We start from the raw sequence: 15,360 nt of genomic DNA, 5'->3' as shown, positions 1-15,360 counted from the left end.
GCCGCCCGCCGTGCGGCGGGCGGCTCGCAGGCGTCGCTCAGCCGCGCGTGACGCCGCCGACCTCGTGCAGATAACCGATGCGCCCATCGTCGTGTCGGATGACGAACGTCTCGCCGCGGTCCTCGATGACCAGCGCCCACGCGGTCGGTCCGATCCGGAAGATCGGCGTGCCGTAGTCGTCGACGACGTCGCGCTCGGTGGGGGCGAGTGCCCAGAACGCTTGCGGCTGAGGGTGCCGCGGTGCGTCGTGCTCGGCCGTGGGACCGGCGGATGCCGCATCGCTCCCCGCGACGATCACATCGGTGTCGTGCGTGTCGTCGTGGGTGGGCAGAACCGATGTGGCGGGTTCGGCGTGCGTCCCGTGGGGCACGTCGGTGGATCCGGTATAGCTGCCGGGGACGGGGCCGCGGTCGGCGGCCGCGTCCGCGGTCGTCGCCTTCTGCTCATCGTGCGCCGGAGCCGTGCGCACCGGCCGCGGGCGGGCGGGACGCTTCACGACGGCGCGGACCGGGCGCGCGTTGCGGTGGGCGGGAGCCTCGGGACGACCTTGGAAGTCCTGCTCGAAAGGCGGGATGATCGGCGCGAATACCGTGAGCACCACACCGGCCAGAGAGAACACCGCACCGACCCACACCACCCAGGTGCGCGTCCAGATGCCCGTCTCGACGGCCACCGACACGGTGTCCCAGACCCACGCGACCCACACCAGAGCAGCGACCGAGAAGGCCACGGAGGCGAACTGATCGATTCCCAGCGAGCCGACCCGGCGGATCCCCTGGGGAGAAAGGCGGCGGAGGGCGAGGAGCCCCACCGCGACCGTCGGCAGCGCGACGGCGGGAATCCACCAGAGGCCCGAGAGCCACACATTGGCCCCGCCGCCGAGAACGCGGACGTTGGCCGGGAGGTTGTTGAGCGGGAAGAACGACACGAGGAACGTCACCGCCCAGATCCCCAGCAGAGCGACCTCGCGGACCGAGAACGGCCCGACGCCGTACTGCGGAGCGTCGCCCATACCCGGTGCCGACGCACGCGTGTCGCCGTCCGCGTCGGGGAGTTCTGTGTGCGTCGAGCGACGGGCGTTGACGTGGGCGCGGGCGTCGAGCTGCTGTCCCGACACGTGGGCGTCGGCGGCGTCACGATCGATGTCGCCCGTGTCGGAAGCGGAGCGCACGCCGTGCGCCTCGTCAGGAGAATCCAGGCCCGCGAAGAGCGCGTGCGCGTCGGCGGAGCGCGCGGTGTCGTCCTCTGCCGACACGCCTTCCTCAGGCGCGGAACGGTCGTCGTAGCGATCGGTCACGATGGTCCTTTCCCTCGGGCGCCGGAGCACCCGTCTTCACTGTGAGACTGGCCGCACTGCCCCCCCGGGAGACCCCGGGTTGACAAGCCGCGTCGAGCCTCAGCCCAGGCAGTTGGGGCCGAGCAGTCCCTTGAGCTCTCCGAACAGGTCGGCGGTCACACGCACCGGCATGGGCACCTCGAAAACCTTGGCGGTCCCGCCTTTGTGCAGCTTGAGAGTCACCTCGGTGTCGCCGGCGTGCCGCTGCAGCATCTGCGCGAGTTCGCCCACCAGCGCCTCGTTCGCCCGCTGCTCGGGAACGACGAGCGTCAACCCGCTCAGGGCGTCGAAACCTTCGAGGTCGGGCGCGAATGCGGACTGCGCATGGAGGTTGAGACCGTCATCGCGCCGCGATACCCGGCCGCGCACGACCAGGATCGAATCGGCCTGGAGAACGGGCGCGAACTCGGCGTAGGTCTTGCCCATGAACATCACGGTCACCTCGCCGTTGAAGTCTTCGACGGTGACCATGCCGTACGGGTTGCCGCTCTGCTTCGCCACCCGATGCTGGACGCTGGTGAGCAGGCCCGCGACGGTGACCTGGTCTCCGTCCTGCACGTCGTCGGAGGCCAGCAAGTCGTGAATCGACGTGGAGGCGTGCTTGGCGAGCGGCACCTCGAGCCCGGCCAGCGGGTGGTCGGAGACGTAGAGTCCGAGCATTTCGCGCTCGAAGGCGAGCTTGTCCTTCTTCGTCCACTCGGGGCGCTCGGGCACCTTGGCGACCTGCTGGGGCTCGTCCCACAGCGAATCGAAGTCGAAGCCGACTTCGCCGTTCGCCTCGCGACGCTTGTCGAGCACCGCGCCTTCGCACGCGTCCTCGTGGATCTCGACGAGCGCCCGGCGCGTGGAACCGAGGGAGTCGAAGGCGCCGGCCTTGATGAGCGACTCGACGGTGCGCTTGTTCGCCACGTGCAGAGGCACCTTGGACAGGAAGTCGTGGAACGACGTGTACTTCGCCTCCTGGCGCGCCGCGACGATTCCGTCGACGACGTTGGTGCCGACGTTGCGGACCGCCCCGAGCCCGAAGCGAATGTCTTCACCGACGGCCGCGAAGAATCGGATCGACTCGTTGACGTCCGGCGGCAGCACGCGGATGCCCATGCGACGGCACTCGTTGAGGTACACGGCCATCTTGTCTTTCGAGTCGCCGACGCTCGTGAGCAGTGCGGCCATGTACTCGGCGGGATAGTGGGCCTTGAGGTACGCCGTCCAGTAGGAGACGAGACCGTAGGCGGCCGTGTGGGCCTTGTTGAACGCGTAGTCGGCGAACGACTCGAGCACCTTCCACAGCGTCTGCTGCGCTTCGTCGGAGAACCCGCGCTCGGTCATGCCGCCGAAGAAGATCTCTTTCTGCTTGTCGAGCTCGGACTTCTTCTTCTTGCCCATCGCGCGCCGCAGCAGGTCGGCCTGGCCCAGCGTGTACCCGGCCACGCGCTGCGCGACCGCCATCACCTGCTCCTGGTAGACGATCAGGCCGTAGGTGGTGTCGAGGATGTCGGCCAGCGGCTCTTCGAGCTCGGGGTGGATGGGCTCGATCTCCTGCTGCTTGTTCTTTCGCAGCGCATAGTTGATGTGCGAGTTCACACCCATCGGCCCGGGCCGGTACAGCGCCAGCACCGCCGAGATGTCCTCGAAGTTGTCGGGGCGCATCAGGCGCAGGAGCGAGCGCATGGGTCCGCCGTCGAGCTGGAACACACCCAGCGTGTCACCGCGTGACAGCAGCTCGTAGGAGGCGGTGTCATCGAGCGCGAGGTCTTCGAGAACCAGGGGGTGACCGCGGTTGGCCTCGATGTTGTCCAGGGCGTCGTTGATGATCGTGAGGTTGCGCAACCCCAGGAAGTCCATCTTGATCAGGCCGAGGGACTCGCACGCGGGGTAGTCGAACTGCGTGACGATCTGCCCGTCCTGCTCGCGCCGCATGATCGGGATGATGTCGATGAGAGGCTCGCTCGACATGATGACGCCGGCTGCGTGCACGCCCCACTGCCGCTTCAGGTTCTCGAGTCCGAGAGCGGTGTCGAAGACCGTCTTGGCCTCGGGATCGGTCTCGATGAGCGTGCGGAACTCGCTCGCCTCCTTGTAGCGGGGGTGCTCCGGATTGAACATGCCGTCCAGCGGCATGTCCTTGCCCATGACGGCGGGCGGCATGGCCTTGGTCAGCTTCTCGCCCATGCTGAACGGGAACCCGAGCACACGCCCGGCATCCTTGAGCGCCTGCTTCGCCTTGATCGTGCCGTACGTGACGATCTGCGCCACGCGCTCGTCACCGTATTTCTCGGTGACGTACTGGATGACCTCACCACGACGGCGGTCATCGAAGTCGACGTCGAAGTCGGGCATCGACACACGGTCGGGGTTGAGGAACCGCTCGAAGATGAGCCCGTGCTGCAACGGGTCGAGGTCGGTGATCTTCATCGCGTACGCGACCATCGAGCCGGCGCCCGATCCTCGACCGGGCCCGACGCGGATGCCGTGGTCTTTGGCCCAGTTGATGAAGTCGGCGACGACGAGGAAGTAGCCGGGGAAGCCCATCTGCAGGATGACGCCGGTCTCGTACTCGGCCTGCTTGCGCACCGCGTCGGGGATACCGCCGGGGTATCGGTCGTGCAGACCGTTCTCGACCTCTTTGACGAGCCAGCTGTCTTCGGTCTCACCCGGCGGGACGGGGAAGCGCGGCATGTAGTTGGCCGAGGTGTTGAACTCCACCTCGCACCGCTCGGCGATCAACAGCGTGTTGTCGCACGCCTCGGGGTGGTCGCGGAAGACCTGTCGCATCTCGGCGGCGGACTTGACGTAGTAGCCGTCGCCGTCGAACTTGAACCGCTTCGGGTCGTCGAGAGTCGAGCCCGACTGCACGCACAGGAGCGCGGCGTGACTCGTCGCATCGTGCTGGTGCGTGTAGTGCAGATCGTTCGTGGCCACGAGGGGGATGTCGAGCTCTTTCGCGATCTTCAACAGGTCGCCCATCACCCGCCGCTCGATCGACAGGCCGTGGTCCATGATCTCGGCGAAGTAGTTCTCTTTGCCGAAGATGTCCTGGAACTCGGCGGCGGCCGCCTTCGCCGCGTCGTACTGGCCGAGCCGAAGGCGTGTCTGCACCTCGCCCGAGGGGCACCCCGTGGTGGCGATGAGCCCCTTGCCGTACTTCTCGAGCAGCTCGCGATCCATGCGGGGCTTGAAGTAGTACCCCTCCATGCTCGCCTTCGACGACAGGCGGAAGAGGTTGTGCATGCCCTCGGTGGACTGCGACAGCAGCGTCATGTGCGTGTAGGCACCGGCGCCGGACACGTCGTCGTCGCTCTGCTCGGGCGTGCCCCACCGCACGCGCGACTTGTCGGATCGATGCGTGCCCGGAGTGACATAGGCCTCGATGCCGATGATCGGCTTGATCCCGGCATCCTTCGCGGTCTTGTAGAACTCGAACGCCGCGAACGTGTTGCCGTGGTCGGTGACGGCGATCGCGGGCATGCCCAGCTTGACGGCCTCCTGGACCATGGGGCCGATGCGCGCGGCTCCGTCGAGCATGGAGTACTCGCTGTGCACGTGAAGGTGAACGAAGGAGTCAGCTGCCACCCGTCGAGTGTACGTTCCTCCTCCGACATCGGCCTGGGTTAGCGTGGGCGAGTGCCCACTCCCGACTTCGTCCTGGAACTGCGTCGCCACATCGGCACCCGCCCGCTCCCGCTCGTCGGAGTCACCGCCGTCATCCTGCGCGGCGACGACCTGCTGCTGGGCCGCCGCAGCGACAACGGGCGCCTCACCCCCGTCACGGGCATCGTCGACCCGGGCGAGGAACCCGCGGATGCCGCCGCCCGCGAGGCCGAGGAGGAGGCGGGCGTCCTCATCCGCGTCGAGCGCCTCGCCTGGGTGCATCAGATCCCGCGCGTCACGTACGACAACGGCGACCAGAGCGACTATCTCGATCTGACGTTCGCGTGCACATGGACGCACGGCGAGCCACGGCCAGTCGACGGTGAGATGACCGAAGTCGGCTGGCATCCGCTCGACCGGTTCGAGGAGATGCTGGATGCCGAGATGACCGCGCGCGTGCGGGCCGCCCTGACCGAGGGGCCGACGAGGTTCGAGAACCGACGCTGACGCGGAGTCAGAGACCCTCGCGCAGCACGTCGAGGGCATGCTGCAGATCCGACGGGTAGGGCGACTCGAAGCTCGACCACTCCCCCGTCGCGGGATGGGCGAAGGCGAGTCGGTGGGCGTGGAGCCACTGGCGCGTGAGTCCCAGACGTGCCGACAGCGTGGGGTCGGCACCGTACAGCGGATCTCCGGCGCACGGATGCCGATGAGCCGCCATGTGCACGCGGATCTGGTGAGTCCGGCCGGTCTCGAGGTGTATCTCCAGGAGCGAAGCGCGCGGGAACGCCTCGAGCGTCTCGTAGTGTGTCACCGAATCCTTGCCGTCGGGAGTGACCGCGAACTTCCAGGAGTGGTGCGGATGCCGCCCGATCGGCGCATCGATCGTGCCGGCGAGCGGGTCGGGGTGCCCCTGGACGACGGCGTGGTAGATCTTCTCGACGGTGCGATCCTTGAAGGCCGCCTTGAGCAGGGTGTAGGCCCGCTCGGTCTTGGCCACGACCATGAGGCCGCTCGTCCCGACGTCGAGACGATGCACGATCCCCCGCCGCTCCGCAGCACCGCTCGTGGCGATGCGGAACCCCGCGGCGGCGAGGGCCCCGAGCACGGTCGGCCCTTCCCACCCCACCGACGGGTGGGCGGCGACGCCGGCCGGCTTGTCGACGACGACGATCTCGTCGTCGTCCCACACGATGCCGAGATCGGGTACCGCCATCGGCACGACCTCGGGGTCGCGTCGCGGCTCCCACTCGACGTTCAGCCACTCCCCCGCGCGGAGGCGATCGGAACGTCCGAGCGTGCGGCCGTCGACGGTGACGCCGCCGGCATCGGCCACCTCCGCCGCGAACGTGCGCGAGAAGCCGAGCATCTTGGCCAGCGCCTGGTCGACACGCGCCCCCTCGAGCCCGTCGGGAACGGGCAAGCTCCGTGAATCCATGTCAGCGTGCGCCGGGATCGCCGGACGCTTCGACCGCGTCGTCCGGCGCCGCGTCCGAGGACCGGGAGGCGCGCGTCTCGCGCGTACCGTCGAGGCGGAGACCGAAGAGCACGAGCAGCGCGACCGAGATCATCATGGAGACGATGAAGATGTCCGCCACGTTGTAGATCGCGGGCATCATCCACGGGGTGGAGATGAAATCGACGACGTGTCCCACGGGGAAGCCCGGAGCACGGAAGAGACGGTCGGTGAGATTACCGAGCACGCCCCCCAGGAGCAGCCCCAGCACGACGGCCCAGAGACGCGAACGCACCCGCGCCACGGCGAGGTACACGATGATGCCGGCCACGACGGCGAGGGCGATCGTGAAGATCCAGGTGACGCTCTCGCCCAGCGAGAACGCCGCACCGGGGTTACGAACCAGGTAGAACTGCAGAGCCTCGCCGATGACGGGCACGACGCGCTCCGGCGGGAGGTTGTCGATGGCGACCATCTTCGCCAACTGGTCGGCGGCCAGCACCGTCGCCGCGAGGATCGCGATGAGGGCGCCGGCCGCCGCCGAACGCAGAGGAGATCGACTGCGCAAAGAGTCGGCCTACAGACCGATCGCCGAGACGGGCGTGGAGCCCGACGACGAACCGGCGGTGTCGAGGTCGCGAAGCTGACCCTCGATGTACGACCGCAGCTGCGAGCGGTAGTCGCGCTCGAAGTTGCGCAGCTCGGTGATGCGGCCCTCGAGCGTGGTGCGCTCCTTCTCGAGACGCGCGCGCTCTTCGCGACCCTGCTTCTCGGCCTCGGCGACGATCGAGGCCGCCTGTGCCTGCGCCTCGGAGATGAGCTGGTCGCGCTGGGCCTTGCCCTCGGCGACGTGCTCGTCGTGCAGACGCTGCGCGAGCTCGATGATGCCGGCGCTCTGCGCCGCGGGAGCGGCATCGGTCTCGGCGGAGGGGGTCGCAGCGGGAGCCGCGGCCGGCACCTCGGCGACGACGGGCTCCGGCGTCTCGGCGGCCTCAGCGGCGGGGGCCGCGGGAGCGGACTCGCCGGACTCGTACGCGGCGAGCTTCGCCTTCAGCTCGTCGTTCTCGGCGATGGTCTTGCGCCATTCGACCACGATCTCGTCGAGGAAGTCGTCGACCTCGTCCGGGTCGAAGCCCTCCTTGAAGCGCACGTGCTGGAACTGCTTGGTGACGACGTCATCGGGGGTCAGTGCCATGGTGTTTCCTCTTTCGAGAGCTCTGAATCGGAACTATGGGGGTGTCGCACCGGGGCACACCGCTTCGGAACAGCATAGCCGCCGCCCTTCTCCGGTGTCGAAGGGCGACGGCTGGGCCGGAGGTCACAAGGCCGCGAGCGACCGCGTGACGCTGAGGAGCAGGAAGCACGCGAACATCGTGATCGCGAACGCGAAATCGATCGCGATACCGCCGATGCGCAGGGGCGGAATCACCCGCCGGAGGAGGCGGATGGGCGGGTCGGTCACGGTGAAGACGATCTCGGCCACCACCAGCATGGCGCCGCGCGGACGCCACTCGCGATTGAACATCGGGATGTACTCGAGAACCAACCGCGCGAGCAGCAGGACGATGTAGATGAACAGGAGCGCGCTGAGGATGGAGCCGACCAGGCTCAGGACGGCCACGATCGATTACTGGGACGCGAAGGGCGCGGCCTCGGAATCGGCCTGCGCGATCGCACCGTCGCCGGAGACGGCGATGTTCTCGGGCGAGAGCAGGAAGACCTTGCTCGTGACCCGCTCGATGCGGCCGTAGAGACCGAGCGACAAGCCGCTCGCGAAGTCGATCAGGCGGCGCGCGTCGGCGTCGCTCATCTGCGACAGGTTGATGATGACCGGGATGCCCTCACGGAAGTTCTCGGCGATCGTCTGCGCGTCCCGGTACTGCTTGGGGTGCACCGTGAGAATTTCGCTCACCGGGCCCGGAGCGGGCTGACGCACCACGGCCGGGCGGTGCAGCGGGGTCACCGGAGCGGCCTTCTCGACCGGTGCGGGCTGCGCGTTCTGCTTGCGCGCGACCGGCTGCGGAGCGGTCTCCTCATAGGTCTCCTCCTCATCGGCGAGGCCCAGGTACACCATCGTCTTCTTGAGCGGGTTCGACATCGCATCCTCCGTTCGCTCGTCTGCTTCGAGGCTAGTCGCGCGGGGGGCGCGGACCCGTGATTGCGGAGCCGATCCGCAGGTGTGTCGCGCCCATCGCGATCGCCTCGGGGAAATCGCCCGTCATGCCGGCGGAGATCCACGTCGCATCCGGCACCACCCGCCGCACCGCATCCGCGCACCCGCGCAATCTCTCGAACGCGCGGGCGGGCTCCTCGTCGAGCGGAGCCACCGCCATGACGCCGCGCACGCGCAGCGTGTCGAGCTCCCGCACGTGAGCGGCAAGGCCCTCGACACCGGCGGGCGAGACCCCGCCGCGGCCGGCGTCGTCCGTCAGGTTCACCTGGAGCAGGACGTCGAGCACGTCTCCGGATGCCGCCGCGTGCAGAGCGTCCGCGATGCGCGGACGATCCACCGAATGGACGACGTCGGATGCCGCGCGCACCGCCCGCGCCTTGTTCGTCTGCGCCTGGCCGATGAAGTGCCAGCGCAGGTCGGCGAGCTGCTCCCGCTCACGGCGCTTGGCCGTGATCTCCTGCTGGCGGTTCTCTCCGATGTCGCGGACGCCGAGGGCGTAGAGATCGGTGATGAGGGACACGGGGTGGAACTTCGTCACCACGATGCGGGTGATCTCGGCGGGGTCGCGACCCGCGCCGCGCGCGGCCTCGGTGATCCGGGCGTCGACGGCGGCGAGACGGTCGGCCAGGGCGGCATCCATGCTTCTCTCCTTCGACGACGCAGCGGGCCCGGTGGACACCGGACCCGCTGCGTCAGTCGCTCGCGCTTACTTCAGGAAATCGGGGACGTCGAGGTCGTCGTCGGCGAAACCGGAGTCGTACGACGTGTCGGGTACCCGCGCGGCCACGGGGGCCGGCTCGGGAGCCCGTTCAGTGGTCTGCGCCTTCTGCTCCTCGGCCGCGTCCAGGTCGCGCGCGACATCGTCGGCGGGGATCGTCGGCACGGCGGGCACCGCGACGGGGCGCTGGGCACCGACCGGATCGATGCGCAGCGACGGCTCGCCGCCGTCGAAGCCGGCGGCGATGACCGTGACGCGCACCTCGTCGCCGAGGGTGTCGTCGATGACGGTTCCGAAGATGATGTTGGCCTCGGGGTGCGCGGCCTCCTTCACCAGCTGCGCCGCGTCGTTGATCTCGAAGATGCCGAGGTTCGATCCGCCCTGGATCGACAGCAGCACGCCGTGCGCACCCTCGATGGAGGCCTCGAGGAGCGGGGACTCGACGGCGAGCTCGGCGGCTTTGATGGCCCGGTCCGCGCCGCGCGCCGACCCGATACCCATGAGCGCGGAGCCCGCACCCTGCATGACGGACTTCACGTCCGCGAAGTCGAGGTTGATGAGGCCGGGCGTGGTGATGAGGTCGGTGATGCCCTGCACACCGGCGAGCAGCACCTGGTCGGCCGTAGCGAACGCCTCGATCATCGAGATACCGCGGTCGCTGATCTCGAGCAGGCGGTCGTTCGGCACCACGATGAGGGTGTCGACCTCTTCCTTCAGGCGGGAGACACCGCCCTCGGCCTGGCTCTGGCGACGCCGCCCCTCGAACGAGAACGGCTTGGTGACGACACCGATCGTCAGCGCACCGATCGACTTGGCGATCTTCGCCACGACCGGAGCACCGCCCGTGCCCGTGCCACCGCCTTCGCCCGCGGTGACGAAGACCATGTCGGCGCCGCGCAGGGCCTCCTCGATCTCCTCGGCGTGGTCCTCGGCGGCGCGACGGCCGACCTCGGGATCCGCACCGGCACCGAGGCCGCGGGTGAGTTCGCGGCCGACGTCGAGCTTGACGTCGGCGTCGCTCATCAGCAGCGCCTGGGCGTCGGTGTTGATCGCGATGAACTCCACGCCGCGCAGGCCCAGCTCGATCATGCGGTTGACGGCGTTGACGCCGCCTCCGCCCACACCGACGACCTTGATGACGGCGAGGTAGTTCTGGTTCTGGCTCATGCCGGCCTCCGTTATCCCCGAACCTGAAACTCTAAACCTCATGTTGAGGGTTAAAGAATTGCCCGGTATGCAATTCCTTAGCTCGAAGGTAAGCGGGCGCCCCCGTCGCACCCGACCGACACGCGGCGTGTCGGGGTATCCACTCCGAACACGACCAGAGTCGCCCGCGGAATCAGCGCAGCACACCCGCCTCGGGCGAGGTCACGTCGTATTCACGCGTGCGATCGGGCGGGCTCTTCTGCATGAGGAGGTCCAGCACGCGCGCCTTCTCGGCGGATCGATCCGCACTGCCCCACACCACTCGGGTGCCGGTCGCTCCGAGAGTCAGCGTCACGTCGTCCGGCGTGGATGCCGACACCGCCGTCACCTGCGACCGGATGCTGTCCGGCAGAGCGCGCACGACTCGTCCCGCCGCGCGGAACGGGTCGGAGTCGGTCCCGCCCGCGACCTCGATCACCGGTTGCCCGGCGGGGGCGGTCGGGGTGGTCGACAGCACGACACCGGCCGCATCCACGAGCGTGAATCCCGCGGCGGTCTGGACGGCGCCGACAGGGGTGCGTTCGACGATGCGCACGATCAGATCGTGCGGCGGACGGGCCTCGAGCGTGTACGACTCCACGAGCGGAAAGCGGACCAGCGCGGCCTTCACCTCGCTGTCGTCGACGAGGGCGAGCGGCGTGCCCACCTGCGGACCCAGCGCCTCCGCGACGGCCGCGGCGTCCAGCTGCGACGTGCCGACGACCTCGACCCGCTCGACGGCGAACAACGGACTGTACGCCGCCCCCGCCGTGCCCAGCACCATCACGACGAAGGCGATCCCCGCGCCGATCCAGACTCGGCGGCGCCGACGCTGCCGCACGGTGAAACGTCGCACCTCGGCGCGGAGCGCACGTCGCCGCGCCCGCGAGGCGCGCCAGACGTCCCGGATGCCGGTGTCCTCGGCATCCGCGGGCGAATCGGCGCTGCCCCGGCGTTCGGCGAGCGGCAGAGGAACGACGTCGGCGGTCGTCTCCTCCGGGTCCGCCCCGGTGCTCGCGGCCTGTTCCCCGGGACGCGGTCGCCCTCGCGAGGACGAGTCGGGCGCCGAGGGCAGGGGCGAGGGCCGGCGCACGGCTCAGACCGCCGCGGCCTCGGTGCGGGAGAGCGCCTCGAGCACCTGCGGGATGATCTGGTACACGTTGCCGCAGCCGAGCGTGATGACGTAGTCGCCGGGCCGCGCGATGCGGGCGGTGTAGTCGGCCGCTTCCTGCCAGTCGGGCACGTAGTGCACGTGCCCGGGGTCGTGGAACGCGTTGCTGACGAGCTCGCCGGTGACGCCGGGAACGGGATCCTCGCGGGCACCGAACACGTCCAGCATGACCGTGTGGTCGGCCAGTGCCTCCAGGACCTCCGCGAACTCTCGGTACATCTCCTGCGTGCGCGAGTAGGTGTGCGGCTGCTGGATCGCGATGATCCGCCCCTCGCCGACCACGGTGCGCGCCGCGGACAGCGCCGCGGCGACCTCGGTCGGGTGGTGGGCGTAGTCGTCGTAGACGCTCACACCGCGTTCGACGCCGTGCAGTTCGAAGCGCCGTACGGTTCCGCCGAACTCCTCGACCGCGCGGGCCGACTCGGCGAGACCGTGACCGAGGACACGCAGCACCGCCACCGCCCCCGCGGCGTTGACCGCGTTGTGGGCCCCCGGGACACGCAGCTGCACGGGGACGCTCTCGCCGCCCGCGGTGAGCGTGAAGGCGACGGGTCCGTCGGTGCGCACGTCGGTGAGACGCACGTCGGCTCGCGGGTCCTCGCCGAAGGTCACGACGGTGCGGTGCGTCAGACGTGCCGTCACGGCCCGCGCGCCGGGGTCGTCGGCCGAGACGACGACCGCCTCGCGCGCCGCGTCGGCGAACCGCGCGAACGCCGCGTCGAAGGCCTCACGCGAACCGTAGTGATCGAGGTGGTCGGGGTCGACATTGGTGATCAGCGCCACCGAGGTGTCGTACAGCAGGAACGTCCCGTCGGACTCGTCGGCTTCGATGACGAAGAGCTCGTCCGAGCCCGTGCCGCTGGACGCGCCGAGGTCGGCGATGACCCCGCCGTTGACGAAGGTCGGATCGACCTGGAGCGCGCGCAGCGCCGTGACGATCATGCCGGTCGAGGTCGTCTTGCCGTGGGCGCCCGCGACCGACACGAGCCGCCGACCGCCGATGAGCCAGTGCAGCGCCTGAGAACGATGGATGACGTGGAGACCGCGCTCCTTCGCCATGACGAACTCGGGGTTCTCCGGCCAGATGGCGCCCGTGTGGACGACGGTGTCCGCGTCGCCGAGGTGCGCGGCGTCGTGACCGACGTGGACGATCGCGCCGCGGGCGGCGAGATCGCGCAGTGCCGCACTGTCGGCCCGATCCGAGCCGGAGACCCGGATGCCGCGGTCGAGGAACATGCGGGCGAGCCCGGACATGCCCGAGCCTCCCACGCCGATGAAGTGCGCGGAGGTGATGGTCTCAGGGATCGGGAGGCTCAGGTCGGGTCTGATCATGACCTTGCGATCCTACGTCGCCCGGGCGACTCAGCCGACCCGGCGCGCCCGGTCAGCGGGCGAGCGCCGCGTCGAGGAGCGCGATGACGTTCTCGGTCCCCGTGCGGGTCCCCGTCCGCATCGCGGCCAGACGCATGGCCTCTCGCGCGTCGGCGTCCCGCAGCAGCGGCACGATCTCGCCCCGCACCCGCTCGGCGGTGAACTCGGCGTCGGCGATGAGGCGTGCCGCGCCCGCCCGTACGGCCGACGCGGCGTTCAGGCTCTGCTCGCCGTTGCCGACGGCGTAGGGGACGTAGACCGCCGGGATGCCGAGAGCGCTGACCTCGCTCACCGTGGCGGCCCCCGAGCGCGAGACGATGAGATCGGCGAGAGCGAATGCCAGATCCATCCGGTCCACGTAGCGCACGAGCGCGTACCCCGGAACCCCGGGGTCGGCAAGGTCCGACTTCTCCCCCGTCACGTGGAGCAGCTGCCATCCGGCGTCGAGGACTTCCCGCCACGCCGCGCCGAACGCCGCGTTGAGCCGCTGCGCACCGAGTGAGCCGCCGAAGACGAGCAGCGTCGGCACCGTGGCATCCAACCCGAAGTGCGCGGCGGCGTCGGCGCGCACCGCGTCGCGATCCAGATCCACGATCTCGCGACGCAGCGGCATCCCGACCACGCGTGCGCCGCGGAGCGGGGTGCCCTCGAAGGCCACGCCGACCGCCGCCGCGGCGCGCGCGCCCAGGACGTTGGCCAGACCGGGCTTGGCGTTGGCCTCGTGGACGACGAAGGGCACGCGCTCCCAGCGCGCTGCGACGTACGCGGGCGCCGAGGCGTACCCGCCGAAACCGATGACGGCGTCGACACCCCGGTCGCGGATGACACGACGCACCTGGGCGATCGCACGGCGGAAACGCGACGGGAAGAGCGCGGCCGCGCGGTCGGGGCGACGGGGAAAAGGCACCTTGTCGACGAACAGAAGCTCGTAGCCGCGCAGCGGGACGAGCCGGGCCTCGAGCCCCTCGCGGGTGCCGAGCACCAGGACCTCGTCGTCCGCGTCGCGCGCGCGCAACCCGTCGGCGACGGCGAGCAGGGGGTTCACATGTCCGGCGGTTCCGCCGCCGGCCAGAAGCGTGGTCGTCACCCCTCGACCCTAACGAGGTCGGGCGACGCCGAAGGCCACGGGCGGGTGCCCGTCAGGCGCGACGCCGCCGACCGGCGCGCGCCGGCGGGGTCTCGAGGGGCCTCCGGTCCGGCAGCGTCCGCGCGCACGACAGCAGGACACCGCACGCGATGAGCACCGACAGCAGCGAGGTGCCGCCCTGCGACATGAACGGCAGAGGCACACCCAGCACGGGGAAGATACGCAGCACGACGCCGATGTTCACGATCGCCTGACCGATGATCCACAGCGTGATCGCGCCCGCCACGATGCGCACGAACGCGTCATCGGTCCGACGGATGATGTGGAACGCCCCCACCGCGAAGAGCGCGAAGAGCACCAGGACGACAAGGCATCCGATGAGTCCCAGCTCCTCGCCGATGATGGCGAAGATGTAGTCGTTGGCAGCCGCGGGGAGCCAGTCGTACTTCTCTTTCGAGTTCCCCAGCCCCAGGCCCAGCACTCCCCCGCTCGCCAAGCCCCACACGCCGTGCAGCGACTGATAGCAGGAGGTGTAGTAGCACGAGGCGTCGTCGGGGTCGAACAGGCTCGCGATCCGCGCCATACGGTTCTCACTGCCGAAGGCGGACACGAGCACGACCACAAGAGAGATCACCGCGGGCACGATGAACATGCGGAGCTTGATCCCGGCGAAGAACAGGGCGCCGAGGACGACCAGGACCAGGATCATCACGGTGCCGAGGTCACGGCCGCCCAGCACCGTGCCGATGACGAGCACGGCGACGGGCACGACGGGGATGAACACGTGCTTCCACGAGGTCAGCAGTCGCCGTTTGCGGTACAGCACCGCCGCCATCCACAGCGCGAGGGCGAGCTTGAGGAACTCGGCCGGCTGGAATTGGAACCCGGCGATCTGCACCCAGTTCCGGTTTCCGTAGGACGCGATACCCAGCCCCGGGACGTACACCAGCAGCTGGAACAGCGTCGCGAAGATCAGGGCGGGCCAGGCCATCCGTTTCCAGAATCGCATCGGCGCCCGGCTCAGCACGAACATGAGAGGGATGCCGAGGACGGCGAAGATGCCCTGCTTGAGCACGTGGTCGAACGGGTTCTGTCCGCCGTCGAGGGCCGAGGTCGCCGACAGCACCATGACCAGACCGAAGCCCGTCAGCAGCAGCGCCGCCGACGCGATGAGCAGGAACTCGCTCGGTACCGGCTGGAACGCGCGCCCGAGCGACACACGAGCGGCGAGGCCGGAGCGGGCGGGTTCCCCTTCGGGGGCCTGGCGGGGCG

General features: G+C 69.4%; 14 protein-coding genes. 1 reads left to right on the top strand and 13 read right to left on the bottom strand.

The window, feature by feature from the left end; translation table 11 throughout:
- Positions 1-37: 37 nt before the first annotated feature.
- Complete coding sequence (locus tag MHY30_RS08570) at positions 38-1,297, bottom strand: hypothetical protein (protein ID WP_239276463.1); 1,260 nt, start codon at positions 1,295-1,297, stop codon at positions 38-40.
- Between the two features lie 99 nt (positions 1,298-1,396).
- On the bottom strand, positions 1,397-4,861 hold the full coding sequence (gene dnaE, locus MHY30_RS08565) for a DNA polymerase III subunit alpha (RefSeq protein ID WP_239276524.1): 3,465 nt from the start codon (positions 4,859-4,861) through the stop codon (positions 1,397-1,399).
- A gap of 99 nt (positions 4,862-4,960) precedes the next feature.
- Between dnaE and MHY30_RS08560 the strand changes: the two genes are divergently transcribed.
- Positions 4,961-5,434 carry an NUDIX domain-containing protein gene (locus MHY30_RS08560; protein WP_239276462.1) on the top strand — a complete coding sequence of 158 codons (474 nt, stop codon included), beginning with the start codon at positions 4,961-4,963 and terminating at the stop codon, positions 5,432-5,434.
- A gap of 7 nt (positions 5,435-5,441) precedes the next feature.
- Here MHY30_RS08560 and MHY30_RS08555 read toward each other — a convergent pair whose 3' ends face one another.
- The 11 genes from MHY30_RS08555 to ftsW all read right to left on the bottom strand — a co-directional run.
- Positions 5,442-6,365, bottom strand: a complete 924-nt coding sequence (locus MHY30_RS08555; RefSeq protein WP_239276461.1) for an RluA family pseudouridine synthase — start codon at positions 6,363-6,365, stop codon at positions 5,442-5,444.
- Between the two features lies 1 nt (position 6,366).
- Complete coding sequence (gene lspA / locus MHY30_RS08550; protein WP_239276460.1) at positions 6,367-6,951, bottom strand: signal peptidase II; 585 nt, start codon at positions 6,949-6,951, stop codon at positions 6,367-6,369.
- Positions 6,952-6,960: 9 nt separating this feature from the next.
- The gene (locus MHY30_RS08545) at positions 6,961-7,578 is read right to left on the bottom strand and encodes a DivIVA domain-containing protein (RefSeq protein WP_239276459.1); all 618 of its coding nucleotides are present in this window, start codon (positions 7,576-7,578) and stop codon (positions 6,961-6,963) included.
- A 123-nt stretch (positions 7,579-7,701) separates the two neighbouring features.
- Positions 7,702-8,004 carry a YggT family protein gene (locus MHY30_RS08540; protein ID WP_239276458.1) on the bottom strand — a complete coding sequence of 101 codons (303 nt, stop codon included), beginning with the start codon at positions 8,002-8,004 and terminating at the stop codon, positions 7,702-7,704.
- A 6-nt stretch (positions 8,005-8,010) separates the two neighbouring features.
- On the bottom strand, positions 8,011-8,481 hold the full coding sequence (locus MHY30_RS08535; protein ID WP_239276457.1) for a cell division protein SepF: 471 nt from the start codon (positions 8,479-8,481) through the stop codon (positions 8,011-8,013).
- A 31-nt stretch (positions 8,482-8,512) separates the two neighbouring features.
- The gene (locus MHY30_RS08530) at positions 8,513-9,196 is read right to left on the bottom strand and encodes a YggS family pyridoxal phosphate-dependent enzyme (RefSeq protein ID WP_239276456.1); all 684 of its coding nucleotides are present in this window, start codon (positions 9,194-9,196) and stop codon (positions 8,513-8,515) included.
- A 66-nt stretch (positions 9,197-9,262) separates the two neighbouring features.
- Positions 9,263-10,441, bottom strand: a complete 1,179-nt coding sequence (gene ftsZ / locus MHY30_RS08525; RefSeq protein ID WP_239276455.1) for a cell division protein FtsZ — start codon at positions 10,439-10,441, stop codon at positions 9,263-9,265.
- A 172-nt stretch (positions 10,442-10,613) separates the two neighbouring features.
- Positions 10,614-11,552, bottom strand: a complete 939-nt coding sequence (locus MHY30_RS08520; RefSeq protein WP_239276453.1) for an FtsQ-type POTRA domain-containing protein — start codon at positions 11,550-11,552, stop codon at positions 10,614-10,616.
- Positions 11,553-11,555: 3 nt separating this feature from the next.
- Complete coding sequence (gene murC / locus MHY30_RS08515) at positions 11,556-12,962, bottom strand: UDP-N-acetylmuramate--L-alanine ligase (RefSeq protein WP_239276452.1); 1,407 nt, start codon at positions 12,960-12,962, stop codon at positions 11,556-11,558.
- Positions 12,963-13,014: 52 nt separating this feature from the next.
- The gene (locus MHY30_RS08510) at positions 13,015-14,088 is read right to left on the bottom strand and encodes a glycosyltransferase (protein WP_239276451.1); all 1,074 of its coding nucleotides are present in this window, start codon (positions 14,086-14,088) and stop codon (positions 13,015-13,017) included.
- A gap of 52 nt (positions 14,089-14,140) precedes the next feature.
- Positions 14,141-15,360, bottom strand: a 1,220-nt coding sequence (ftsW, locus tag MHY30_RS08505) for a putative lipid II flippase FtsW (protein WP_239276450.1), incomplete at its 5' end; no start/stop codon positions are given.

This window comes from Microbacterium sp. ACRRU, from assembly GCF_022346945.1.
Classification (GTDB): domain Bacteria; phylum Actinomycetota; class Actinomycetes; order Actinomycetales; family Microbacteriaceae; genus Microbacterium; species Microbacterium mcarthurae.
This window is presented reverse-complemented; position numbering and strand designations above follow the sequence as displayed.

Coding starts and splice junctions, on each gene's coding strand:
- MHY30_RS08530 (WP_239276456.1), bottom strand. CDS start 9,196: ATGGATGCCGCCCTGGCCGACCGTCTCGCCGCCGTCGACGCCCGGATC.
- ftsZ (WP_239276455.1), bottom strand. CDS start 10,441: ATGAGCCAGAACCAGAACTACCTCGCCGTCATCAAGGTCGTCGGTGTG.
- dnaE (WP_239276524.1), bottom strand. CDS start 4,861: ATGCTCGACGGAGCCGCGCGCATCGGCCCCATGGTCCAGGAGGCCGTC.
- MHY30_RS08535 (WP_239276457.1), bottom strand. CDS start 8,481: ATGTCGAACCCGCTCAAGAAGACGATGGTGTACCTGGGCCTCGCCGAT.
- MHY30_RS08555 (WP_239276461.1), bottom strand. CDS start 6,365: ATGGATTCACGGAGCTTGCCCGTTCCCGACGGGCTCGAGGGGGCGCGT.
- murC (WP_239276452.1), bottom strand. CDS start 12,962: ATGATCAGACCCGACCTGAGCCTCCCGATCCCTGAGACCATCACCTCC.
- MHY30_RS08545 (WP_239276459.1), bottom strand. CDS start 7,578: ATGGCACTGACCCCCGATGACGTCGTCACCAAGCAGTTCCAGCACGTG.